This is a genomic window from Cupriavidus oxalaticus (assembly GCF_004768545.1).
GTDB classification, from domain to species: domain Bacteria; phylum Pseudomonadota; class Gammaproteobacteria; order Burkholderiales; family Burkholderiaceae; genus Cupriavidus; species Cupriavidus oxalaticus_A.
The window spans coordinates 637,938-650,284 of record NZ_CP038636.1; the positions used below are offsets into that span (position 1 = coordinate 637,938).

The following is a 12,347-nucleotide window of genomic DNA, read 5'->3' on the forward strand; positions in this document are numbered from 1 at the left end:
GACTTTTCTAGATCCGCGCGACCATGGGACAAGAGTCATCAACACGTTCCACCGGTGGCTTTCGCGTTCCGCTGCCCGAATGGATCCGCGATTATCGGAAGACGTGGATCAAGCCCGATATCGTCGCCGGTGTCTCTGCTGCGGCGGTCGTCCTTCCGAAAGCCATGGCCTACGCGACTGTCGCTGGGCTGCCCGTGCAAGTCGGGTTGTACACGGCCTTCGTTCCGATGGTGATCTACGCCTTCCTCGGCACATCGCGCCCGCTCAGCGTGAGCACCACCGCAACGATTGCGATCCTCACCGCAGCCGCCCTGGCCAGGGCGGTCCCGGGCGCGGGCCCAGCTGACCTGCTAAGAGCCTCTGCAACATTGACATTGATGGTCGGTGCAATCCTCACGCTCGCAGGGCTCCTGCGGTTGGGTTTCGTTGCCAGCTTCATTTCCGATCCAGTGTTGACGGGGTTCAAGGCTGGTCTCGCGGTTGTTATCGTGCTGGATCAGTTGCCGAAGCTGCTCGGCATTCACTTCCCAAAAGGGTCGTTTTTCCAAAACATGCTGGCGATCGTCACGGGTATTCCACACGCAAGCGCAGCGACGGTCGCTGTGGCAGTGATGACAGCAGGTGCTCTGGTGGCAATCGAACATTTCTTTCCACGAGCTCCCGCCCCGCTGTTAGCAGTGGCGGGCGGGATCGGCGCCGTAAGCCTGCTCCATCTGCAATCTCACGGGGTCGACATTGTCGGCCATGTGCCGCCAGGCTTGCCTTCCGTCGCCATCCCGGAACTTTCTCTTCTCGCATCACTCGGGCCGGCTGCTGCGGGCATTGCTCTGATGAGCTTTACCGAAACCGTCGCATCGGGGCGAGCGTTCGTTGAGCACGGGGAACCCGTGCCAAATGCCAGTCGGGAGTTGCTGGCGATCGGGCTGGCTAATGCGGGCGGCGCGCTGTTGGGCTCGATGCCGGCCGGCGGAGGAACGACGCAGACAGCCGTCAACCGGCTTGTCGGTGCCCGCAGCCAGCTTTCCGAGCTGGTCACGGCTGCCGTCACGCTAGGCACGATGCTGCTGCTTGGGCCTTTCATTGGACTCATGCCGCAAGCCACAATGGCGGCAGTTGTCATCGTCTATTCGATCGGCCTGATCGAGCCATCGAAATTTCGCGCGATTGCCGCTGTGCGGCGCACGGAGTTTCTCTGGGCCGTGATTGCGGTCTTCGGCGTTGTGCTGTTTGGAACGCTGCCGGGCATACTGACCGCCATTGTCGTCTCGTTTCTGGCGCTTGCTTACCATACATCCGATCCACCGGTGCATGTCTTGCGCCGCAAGCCGGGTACGAACGTGTTCCGCCCTGTGTCCGCTGAGCACCCCGACGACGAAGCTTTTTCCGGCCTCCTGTTGTTGCGGCCGGAGGGTCCAATATTCTTTGCGAACGCCGAACGCGTCGGGCATAAGATTCGCACGCTGATCAACCAATATCAGCCGCAAATCGTCGCGCTCCATTTGCGCGCCGTGTCCGATCTCGAGTACACGGCGCTGAAGATGCTGACGGAAGCGGAAAAGGAACTGCGCAAGCAGGATATCGAGCTCTGGCTCGTTGGTCTCAACCCGGGCGTACTGGCGATGGTGCAGCGTTCGCCGCTCGGCGACGCCCTCGGGCGCGACCGGATGTACTTCAACCTCGATCGCGTGGTGGCGGCATGGCAGGCGCGGCGATCACTCGATCGCCAGGGGCCACTCGGGTAGCTGTGCGTCGAGCAAGCCGGCCGGCTGCTCGTTCAGCATTCCAGACCGCAATGCCGCAGCCACAGCAGAGGGGACTTGAACGTCTCGACAGCGGCGCGCGCGATTTGGGCATCGCGTCTTCCGTTCGCGCGGCCACCGTTCAGGAAGGATTGGACGGCGACGAATTTCGCGATTGCGATTCGGTCGTGCGTCGAACCTTGAACCACGCCGCATACAGAGCCGGCATGAAGAAAATGGTCAGCAAGGTCGCAACGGTAAGGCCGCCCATGATGGCGATGGCCATAGGCGCCCAAAATATGCTTCGGGTCAGCGGAATCATGGCGAGGACCGTGGCCGCCGCAGTCAGCGCCACCGGACGCGTGCGATGCACGGCGGCATCGACGACCGCCGTCCAGGTGTCCCGCCCTTGCGCGATTTCCGCCTGCACCTGGTCGACAAGAATCACTGAGTTTCGCATGATCATCCCGCTCAACGCGGTAATGCCAAGAATGGCGACGAACCCGAGCGGCGCCTGGAAAATGAGCAGCGCCGCGACGACGCCGATGAGCCCCAGCGGGGCGGTGAGGAAGACCATCGTCATGCGCGAGAAGCTCTGAAGCTGCAGCATCAGGATTGTCAGGATGGTGACCAGCATCAAGGGAAATACCGCCATCAGCGCGCGATTGGCCTTGTCGCTTTCCTCGACCGCGCCGCCGACGTCGATGCGGTAACCGAAGGGCAGCTTCGCCTCGATGTCCTCCAGGAGCGGCCGGATTTCCTGGGTCACTGACACGCCCTGCTCACCATCCTTGACGTCCGCGCGCACGGTGATCGCCATGTCGCGGTTGCGGCGCCAGAGCACCGGCTCTTCAACTTCGTACCGCACGCGCGCGACCTGCGACAGCGGCACCACCGTTACCTCGCGGGTATAAAGGTTCACGTCCTTCAGCGCGCCGAGGTCGAGCCGCTCGGAAAGCACCGCACGGGCGACTATTTCAATCAGATCCTCCCCCTCGCGCAAGTGGGACAGCGTTGCGCCGTTCGTGAATGTTTGGGTCACGAAGCTGACGTCGGCCGGAGCCAGCCCGAGCGCGCGCGCCTTGTCCTGGTCGAGGTCGAACTTTAGCGTGCGAACCGGGTCGTTCCAGTCGAGCTGGACGTCGCGCACTTTGGGGCTCGACGCCACCACTCTTTCGACTTCGCGGGCGATTTCGCGGACCTTCTGCGTGTCCGAACCGACGACGCGGAACTGTACCGGGAACCCAACCGGCGGGCCGAGTTCGAGGCGGGTGACTCGAACCCACGCTTGCGGGAATTCCTCATTGACGGTTTCCATCAGGCGCGAGCGCACGCGCTCACGAGCCTTCGTGTCTTTCGTCATCACGACGAAGACAGCGTAGCCCGGGTTCGGCAGTTCGGGATTGAGGGCGAGATAGAAGCGTGGCTGCCCCGCCCCCGTGTAGGCCGTGAAGAAACGCACGTCCTGGTCCTTCTTGAGCACCGCCTCCATTTTCTTCACCTGTTCGGTGGTTGCGGCGAACGACGCGCCTTCCTTCAGTCGCAGCTCGACGATCAGCTCGGGTCGCGCGCTGCTCGGGAAGAACTGCTGTGGTACGAACCTGCTCGCGCCAACCGCAGCGGCGAGCGCGGTCAACGTCGCCCCGATGACCCACCAGCGTCGCACGAGAGCCAGGTCGATCCATGTTCGCAGCTTGCGGTAGAAAGGCGTGTCATACGGGTCGCCGCCATGGTGCTCCTTTCCGAGGTCCTTCGGCAGCATGTTGACGGCCAGATACGGCGTGATGATCCCCGACACAACCCACGAGAACAGCACCGCGGTGCCGACGATCCAGAAAATGCCGCCCGCGTACTCGCCGGTGGTCGACTGGGAGAAACCGATCGGCATGAAGGCGCCAGCCGTAATGAGCGCGCCAGTCAGCCGCGGCATCGCAGTCGCCGTGTACGAGTAGGCGGCCGCCTTCACGCGGTCCCACCCTTCCTCCATTTTCACAACCATCATCTCGACCGCGATAATGCCGTCATCCACCAGCAGCCCGAGGGCAATGATCAGGGACCCGAGCGAGACGCGCTCGAGATTCCAGCCCATTGCACGCATGACCAGGGCGACGACGCCGAGCACGATCGGCACTGAAATGCCGACCACGATTCCCGTGCGCCAGCCGAGACTGATGAGGCAGACCGCGAGCACGATGGTCAGCGCTTCCAGCAGCGAGCGCTCGAAATCCCAGATCGATTCGCTGACGACGGTCGGCTGATCGGCCACCCGTTCGAGTTCAACGCCATAGGGCAGCTCGAGCTGTACTTTTGCGACTGCCTGCTCGATCGCCTTGCCGAGGTCGACAATGTTGCCGTCGTCGGTCATCGTGATGCCGAGCATCAGCACCTGCTGCCCGTTATGGCGTACCGTATAAATGGGAGGATCTTCGTATCCTCGTGTGATCGATGTGAAGTCGCCGAGCTTGAGCAGCCGTCCGCCGGCGGCGATCGGCACGCTGCGGATTTCGTCCAGGTTATGGAACTGGCCGCTCACGCGCACAAGCACGCGATCGCCGTGCGTGTCGATCTGTCCGCTGGCCAATACGCTGTTTTGGCTTCTGAGGCTTTCAGCGATCTGCAGCGGCGTAATCCCGAGCGCGGCGAGCCGCTCGTTCGAGAATTCGACGTAAATCTTCTTGGCCTGCTTGCCATAGATGTCGATCTTTTTCACCATCGGCACCTTGAGCAGCTGCCGCTTGATATTTTCCGATACGTCGGATAGCTCCCATTGACTGATGCCGTCTCCTTTGACGGCATAGAGCAGGCCGGTCACGTCGCCGTATTCGTCGTTGAAGATCGGGCCGATGACGCCGTCAGGGAGCTCGAGCTTGATGTCGGTGAACTTCTTGCGCGCCTGGTACCAGGCCTCGCGCTGGTCTGCATGGGACGTGCCGCCCTTCACAGTGATCGTCATGCCGCCGTAGCCTTGGCGCGCATAGGTCACGACTTTCTCGAAATGATCGAGCTGCTCGAACTTCTTCTCCATGCGGTTGAGCACCTCGTCCTGGACCTGTTGCGCAGTGGCGCCGGGCCAGATCACGAGCGCCGTCATCGACGGTACCGAGAAGTTCGGATCCTCGAGCTGGCCGAGCTTTGCGAAGCTGAGCGAACCGCCAATGCCAACCACGAGGATCAGGAACAGCACGATGGCGCGGTGGCTCAGCGCCCATTCGGTGAGATTGAACGGCTTCATGGCACACCTTGCCCGGTTTGCGAGGCGCCCGCCGCGCCTGCAAGCGCGACCTTCAGGCCTGGGGCCATCTTCTGCACTCCCGCAGTAACGACTAGCTCGCCAGCGGGCGGTCCGGAAACGAGCACATCGTCATTGCGATAGCCGTGCACCGAAACGCTGATCAGATCGACCGTGCCCACTGGCCGGGAACCCTCGCGACGAACCACCCAGACGGCGGGCTGCCCCTTGTTCTGCGTAATGGCCGAGGCGGGGATCACTGCTGCCGGGACCTCGCCAGCCGAACGTTCAACCAGCAGCGTAGCGGTCGCGCCGAGCGGCAGCAGCCTGGGTACTGCCGGCTTCAGGCGGGCGCGGTATGTCCGGGTTTGCGCCGCGGCCTGTGGCGAGAGTTCGCGCAACTCGACCTCGAAGCTTTGCTCGGGCGCGCTAGCGAGCCACGCCTTGTATCGCGCCGCCCTGAACGTTGCGAGACGATCTTCCGGCAGATCGGCGACTATTTCTGGCTCGCCCTCGTTCGCGATCGATACCATCGTCTGTCCTTCGGCGACAACTTCTCCCACCTCGAAACGCACGGCGGTGACGACGCCACTCCGCGACGCACGCAGCACCGTGTACTTCAGCCGGTTGCGTGCGAGCTCGAGCTTCTTCCGCTCGGCTTCTGCCGTCGCCGAGGTTGTCTGCGCGCCGGTCTGCGCCTTCTCGTCGTCGGAGACGCTGACGGAGCCGTCGGTTTTGAGCGAATTGAGCCGCTGCCGATCAGACTCGGCGAACCTCGCCTGTGACACGGCCGCGGTGAGCTGCTGTCGCGCCGCTTCCTCGGCAAGCTGATAGTCGGTGTCGTCAAGAACTGCCAGTACATCGCCCTCGCGAACCTTCTGACCGACCTCGACCTTGCGCTTGACGACCTTGCCGCCGACACGGAACGCCTCGTTGACTACATGGCGCGGCTGCACCGTGCCGACGTAACGGTCCGTCACCGCGCTATCGTCATAGCGGATCTCGGCAGTGCGGACCGCTCGAAGCGCCTCGGGGGCGGGCTTCGATCCGCATGCGACCAGCATCGCGGCACTCGGCAACACCGCGAACAACGCGCGTCGGGAGGTTTTCACGATGGCCCCTTGTCTCGATCCATACTTGATGAATTGCCCGAAACCGGCGTGCCGTCAGGCGCGGCCGCAGGCTCGAAAACCTCCCAGCCTCCACCGAGCGCCTTGTAGAGCTGGACGCTGGCGAGCAGCAACTGCGTGCTGCTGTCGTTGGCGATCGCACGGACGGCCAACCGTGTCCGCTGAGCATCGAGCAGCGGCAGAAGATCGATCTGGCCGCGGTCGTAGAGGGATTGCGCGCGGCCCAGCGCCGCTTCCGCCGTCGACGCGGCGTCGTGCAGCAGTTGCGCCCGTTGGCGCTCGTCGTCGAGCGCGATCAGCGCGTTCTCGACGTCTTCGAGCGCTCGCACGATCGCGTCCTCATAGTGGAGCACCGCTTCCTTCTGACCGCTTTCGGCGATGTCGTTGATCGAGCGCGTCCGCCCCGCATTGAAGATCGGCATTGCGATGAGGCCCGCTACGTTGCTGAATCGCGCAGGACCGAGCGCAATGCCGTTGAGGACAATCGACTCACGGCCGAACACTGCACCGAGAATGAGCCGCGGAAACCATTCCGCCATCGCCTGTTGCCTGCGCGCGTTGGCCGCATCGAGTTGCGCGCTTGCGACGAGCAGGTCCGGTCTGCGCTGCAACAGGGCGGCCGGTTGCCCCGGATGCGCGGGCGGGACGATGGCTTCGACGCCAGATGGCGTGATGCTCGCGGCGTTGAAAGCCTGGTCTCCCACGAGCACCGCAATATGATGGCGCGAGATCGCAGCAAGCGTCTCGAGCGGCGGTATCGCCGCGTGCGTCTTGGATGCTTCTGTTTTCACGCGCTCGACATCGAACGGTGTTGCGAGGCCGACCCGTTCACGGGCGGTCACCAGGCGCAGCGTCTCATCTTGCGCAGCCGAGATCGCGCGCACGGTCTCCAGCTGGCGCAACGCCCCGACGAGCGTAAAGTAGTTCGTTGCAACATCAGTCAACACGAGAAGGCGCACGCCGCGCGCGGTATTCTCGACTGCGACCGCATCGGCTGCAGCCGCCTTCGCACCTGCCCGCAGGCGGCCGAACAGGTCGACTTCCCACGAGGCGGCGATACCGACCTGTCCCGCCCGCGTATTCGCCGCTTCGGGCACGAAGTTTTTCAGGGCAGTATCGTAGGTCGTCGTGTGATTGAAGCCGTTGGCGACAACGATCACGGTCGGCAAGAGCCACGACCGGCTGATCGTTTCTCCGGCTCGCGCGGCGCGAACGCGTTCCGCCGCGATCCGGATGTGCCGGTTTTCGTGCGCCGCGCGACGAACCAGATCGGACAGCACCGGATCGCCATAGCTATCCCACCAGGCGGCCTCGGGCTCCTCCACAGATGCCGACGTGGCCGCGAACCTTCCGTGAACCTCGATCGAGGGTTGCATCACCGGTGTTGCGCAACCAGCCAGAACAACCGCCAGCGACACGGTTAACGCGACCGCCCTGCAGCGACCCGTTACGTCACCAGGGCGGGTTGGACGCCTCGTCGTATGAAAAATGGTAGATGTTGGCAGCATTGCGCGCGGGGCCAGCAGAGTTGGTACTGGTGCAATGGAAGGCCGGCGTGATTCGGGTTCGCGGCACAGACCCAACGCCAGCCGGTCCACCAAGCCAGGTCTCCTATGCAGACGATTATGGCTGGCACTGCGACCGCGGTTACCTGTCAGCCTGAAATCACGTTAATCATTCTGTAGCCCAAAAGCTTGACGCAGATCAGAGACTGACACTGTGAAGCTCGGGCGGCCAAGGCCATGCGGCGGCCCCTCGCCCAGGGTAGACGTCTATCGTTGAGCGTTAGGCACCGGCATGGAATCCTGCGCAGGAATGGCAGGATTTCCGCAAATGATTCGAATTCATTCCCCAGGCATGTTTGGAGACCTCAACACACCAGAAACACCCACCTTCTCCCGCTCCCCGCTACAGCAAGCGCTCGGCCTCGTCGAGCAGGCTCATGCGCGACAACATCGCTGCGCGTGCGAAGCGCACCAGCGTGAACGTCCGGACCAGCGGCGGATCGCCGGGAACACGCGCCGTCAGCAACTCCAGTTCATGCCCGGGCACGGTGCTGCCCTCCGGCAAAAGCACATTCATCAAGCTTAGCCGCCTGCGCCGGCTTTCAATGGAGAAGCACGACCTTGCATCCTTGAACACCGCCGCCATGCCTTCCAACTGGCGGTCAAGCGCGCCGGACTTGTCGCCCAGTTCGCCCAGTTCCCTGTCGTTCTGTTCGATCTGCTCGCGCAGCCGGGCCCGTTCCCCGGCGTCCGCTTGCTCGTCGCCGCCCATCACCGAACGCAAACCGGTGCTCTGCCGTTCCAGCAGGCGCAAGCGCGCCTTCAGCAGACCATGCTCCCGCTCCAGCACATCGCGCCGCGATGTGTCGGCAGCAATATTGGCAAGGCTCTGAAGGGCCAGCTGATCCAGCATTCGCCGGACGATCTCCTCGCGCAGCGTCGCATCGGTCGAGCCGCAAATCCGGACCTCATGGTCACTGAAGCAGACCCTGGTCTGTGGCACCTCGGCACGCATCACATCCCCTTCGAGGGCAATGCCCAGGGTACGGCGCTCCGTCATCGTCATGCCCAGCACGGCGTAGGCGTGGTCCGCGCCAGTGGACGCATCGAAAAACTCGCGTAGGTCCGATGAGCGGCTGAAGGCGAGCTCCACGTCATGCGCCGTGCCAAAAAAAGCATGAATATAGGGATCGGTTCCCCACGTTGCCGCGCTGGCTTCCCGCGGCGCCGGCAAGCCGGCTACGAGGCCCCGCACATAATCGAGCGCCATGCCGACCGCGGGGCCGAGCCGTTGCTGGTAGCGCGGCACCAGCCGCAGACGCGGGCTGAACCCGAGCACGCGCTCCGTCAACCCGGCGATCTCTTGCTCGTCATGCGGGTGCGCCCCGGCCTCACGCCGCCGCAGCCAGTTCAGAATACTCATGCAACTGCTCCCTTCACACTTCACACGCGTCGCCCTGCTCTGCGAGGTCAGCTATAGCGCTCCGCCATGACCAGCGCGCTGAGGTTGTGGCCTTTCCAGAACATGTTGTGGATGCGCGGCTGAAGCTTGCGCAAGGAATCCGGATCGAGGGAATGGAAGGTCAGCGTCACAGCTGGCCGTGACCCGTCCCCCGGAACATGCTCGATTTCGTCGAACGGTGGGAGGCCGTACTTGACCAGGAATGCCTTGATCTCGTCATCGGTCGTGCCGCTCACGATATTCTCCAATAACGCAAGGACATGATTCACTCTCCTCAGTTGCTGCCGGGGCGCGCTACGCCATGGTGTTGACGCCGCCTCCCGCGAAGCGGTTGCCAGTTCTGACAGGTATGGGTCAAAATGCCCGCCCTTCAACAAGACCAGTCGCTTGAGCTCCAATGCCTGTTGGTAAGCGTTTAGCGCCAGATCGGTGACAGCGATGTGATCGCGATCGGCCACCAGCATCGGCAATCCATGGTTTCGTCACCCGGCGTTCAGCGGTGGGCCGCTGAACGCCGGGCCCGTTCGAGAGTGCCGCCGCTACCCGTTCCACCGCGGCACCCAAGCTTGCAGGCGCTGGCCGTGATAGATATGCCCGCTGATTCTTCGGGCCAGCGCCGTGGCCTCCGCGCGCGTCATCTCCATCTCGATGACCGCGGTCGGCATGTCGCCTTCCACGATGAGTGTGACTTTTTCGACCGGTGCGTATGCACTCAGGGCCTCACGGACTCCGTCTTCCGACACGTCGTGGGGCAGGTTTTGAATCACGATTCGCATAGACGTCTACCCTTCCGGCATTTCGCTCGATTACCGCTCCGTCACCGACCAACCGCGCGCAGGGCCCCGCTGCCGCCCGCCTCGCCGAGCACGTCGCGGATGCGCGCGAGCATCGCCCTCTGCGCGGCCGTGGGCTGGATGCCCTGCACCCGCTCGTCGGCGAGCACGCGCTCCAGCAGCGTGAGCAGCCGATCCCGGTCCTCATGCTCGGCCAGCAGTAGCGGCAGCGTCTCGATTGCTTTTTCCGGCTCGTAGCGCGCGATGATTGCCTGCTCGCCGCCGATGCGCCGCACCTGGTCGCGCGGCAGATCCGGCAGCAGCTCGCGATAGTCTTCGATCAACTCCTGCGCGAGCTGCACGCGGGAGAGCGGGAGCGGCTCGCCCTTGCGCGCCAGCAGGACGGCGACCCGCGCGAGTGCTTCCGCGTAGCCGCCGCTCCCGATCGAAGCCAGCGCTTCCTTGACGAAGGGGAGCTCGCGTGGGGCCGCTTGCTGCGCCTCCGTTTCGCCCTCGCGCCCGTCGGCGAGGTAGAAGGCGAACAGGTTGCCGTAGATCAGGAAGAAGGCAGCCTCGCTCAGCGCATCGCGCAGGGCGCGGTGGCATTCGAGCGACGCGCTGGTCAGCTCGGACACCATCTCCTCGATCCCTCGCGCCGGATGCTCGGCCCCCGGCGCCTGGCGCTGGGCCTTCACGGCCTGGGCGGCCGGCCCCAGCCACCACAGCCAGGGGTTGAGGTCGGAGATCGCCCAGCGTTGCAGGCGCATCGGGTGGAAGATGCGCCCCAGCTTCGCGGTGTACTCGTTTGCCAGCGCCTTGACCCATGGCCGCCCGAAGAGCTCGTACGCGTACTGGTTGAATTCCGAGACGACGCTCACCGCCTCGAAGGGCCTTTCATCGGCGCGCTTGAAACGATTCAGGCGAGCGGCGACGTCCTCCAGGCGCAGTTCCTCGAAGCTCACCTCGTACGCCGGCTTGCCGCCGGCTTCCTTCTGCTCCGCGATCCGCATTCCGTACAGGCCGGGCGGCAGCGCCTCGATGGACTTCAGAACCGAGACGATCTGGGTGTATTCCTTCCTCGCCACCTGGCCGGAAACGAAGATGCCGAGGTGGCCGACTTCCTCGTGCATCAGACCGACGATCACCTGCCCGTTGGCCTTGATCTCGTCCGTGCTGCCATAGACGTCGGCGACCCAGTTGAAGGCCTGTTGCGGCGGCGTGATGTTGTCTCCCAGCGAGGCGAACAGCACGATGGGCGCCCTGATCTCGCGCAGGTCGAGCGCGCCGCGCGGGCCGGCTTTCACCGTGCCAGACCACAGCTTGTTGCCGACGAAGAGGTTCTGCGTGATCCATTCGATCTCCTCGCCGTTCAAGATGTAATAGCCGCCCCACCAGCGTTCGAACTCGAGGAAGCGTGCCGGCTCGGTGTCGGCGTTGGCAAACACCCGGTAGTACTTGTCCCAGAAGGTGTTCGCAGGGTTGAGGTTCTCGAAGTTCTGCACCAGCCAGGCGCCGTCGAATTTCCCGGCGCCGAGGTCGGAGGTGAGGGAGGCGAGCCAGGTGCCGCCGAGCAGTCCCCCTGCATAGCGCATTGGATTGTCGCCCTCGCCCTCGCGCCAGGCGCCGCCCCAGTAGGACATCGGCGCGCCGACGATCACCACCGGGCCGATGTCGTCGGGGTCGGAGGCCGCCAGCATCATCGCCGCCCAGCCGGCCTGACAGTTGCCGATGATCGCGGGCTTCTCGGCGTCGGGGTGCAGCGAGCGCACGCGGTGCACGAACTCGCGCTCGGCATTGCACACATCTGGCAGCGTCTGTCCCGGTTCGGGATTGGGGAAGAACATCACGAAGTACACCGGATGGCCTGCGCGCAATGCCACGCCGACCTGGGAATCGTCTTTGAATCCGCCTATGCCCGGTCCGTGGCCACCACGCGGGTCGATGATCACGTAGGGGCGGCGCCTGGGATCGATCGTCGTGCCCTCGGGCGGAACGATGCGCACCAGCGCGTAGTTGACCGGACGCTCCAGCGAACGCCCGTCCATGATCGTCTCGTAGTCGAAGTGCAGCACCGGCGGCAAGCCTTGCTGCTCGTGCTCGATGAAGTTGTTGCCGCGCTGGCGCAGCGTGTCCCAGAGCAGGATGGAGCGCTGGCCGAAGTCCGCCGCGTATTGCGCACCGCCCGCCCACATCTGCCACGGCATCATGGGGCTCGCCATCAGCCCGGCGGGTTGCCCCGCACAGGCCTTCTGTACCCGCTCGCCGAAGCGCTCCACCGCAAGCTTCGTGCGCGTCTGCAGTACCTGCGCGACCTTCGCGGAGATATCGTGGCTCTGGGAGAGTTGTCTGGCTGTATTGCTCATCAGGTCTTCCTTTCCTGGGTGCCGGCAAACGGTTCGCCCCGGCACCATTTGTATCGAAAACGCGTCAGTTCATTCCCGAGCGACGCGGCACCACGCACATCCTGGTGGCATCCGATCGCCAAGTCGTAACCCTGCTGCGCAGCCTC

General features: G+C 64.0%; 8 protein-coding genes. 1 reads left to right on the forward strand and 7 read right to left on the reverse strand.

Translation table 11 applies throughout. The features are described from left to right. Window positions 1-23 precede the first annotated feature (23 nt). Complete coding sequence (locus E0W60_RS31055; protein ID WP_135706715.1) at window positions 24-1,742, forward strand: SulP family inorganic anion transporter; 1,719 nt, start codon at window positions 24-26, stop codon at window positions 1,740-1,742. A gap of 139 nt (window positions 1,743-1,881) precedes the next feature. On the opposite strand, the gene E0W60_RS31060 is transcribed toward E0W60_RS31055, so the two are convergent. The 7 genes from E0W60_RS31060 to E0W60_RS31095 all read right to left on the reverse strand — a co-directional run bounded on the left by E0W60_RS31060 (window position 1,882) and on the right by E0W60_RS31095 (window position 12,201). Further along, window positions 1,882-4,971 (reverse strand): efflux RND transporter permease subunit, encoded by a 3,090-nt coding sequence (locus E0W60_RS31060; protein WP_135706716.1) that lies wholly within the window; start codon window positions 4,969-4,971, stop codon window positions 1,882-1,884. Continuing rightward, entirely contained in the window at window positions 4,968-6,080 is a 1,113-nt protein-coding gene (locus tag E0W60_RS31065; protein WP_240746019.1) for an efflux RND transporter periplasmic adaptor subunit, read from the reverse strand. The genes E0W60_RS31060 and E0W60_RS31065 overlap by 4 nt, the downstream gene beginning before the upstream one ends. Next, a complete protein-coding gene (locus E0W60_RS31070; protein WP_135707110.1) occupies window positions 6,077-7,606 on the reverse strand; it encodes an efflux transporter outer membrane subunit in 1,530 nt (509 codons plus the stop codon). The genes E0W60_RS31065 and E0W60_RS31070 overlap by 4 nt, the downstream gene beginning before the upstream one ends. A gap of 400 nt (window positions 7,607-8,006) precedes the next feature. After that, a complete protein-coding gene (locus E0W60_RS31075; protein ID WP_135706717.1) occupies window positions 8,007-9,026 on the reverse strand; it encodes a hypothetical protein in 1,020 nt (339 codons plus the stop codon). A gap of 47 nt (window positions 9,027-9,073) precedes the next feature. Further along, a complete protein-coding gene (locus E0W60_RS31080; RefSeq protein ID WP_135707111.1) occupies window positions 9,074-9,334 on the reverse strand; it encodes an RNA-binding protein in 261 nt (86 codons plus the stop codon). A gap of 270 nt (window positions 9,335-9,604) precedes the next feature. Further along, window positions 9,605-9,841: an RNA-binding protein gene (locus E0W60_RS31090; RefSeq protein ID WP_135706718.1), complete on the reverse strand. Its 237-nt coding sequence runs from the start codon at window positions 9,839-9,841 to the stop codon at window positions 9,605-9,607. A 41-nt stretch (window positions 9,842-9,882) separates the two neighbouring features. After that, window positions 9,883-12,201 (reverse strand): DUF3141 domain-containing protein, encoded by a 2,319-nt coding sequence (locus tag E0W60_RS31095; protein WP_135706719.1) that lies wholly within the window; start codon window positions 12,199-12,201, stop codon window positions 9,883-9,885. Between the last annotated feature and the right edge of the window lie 146 nt (window positions 12,202-12,347).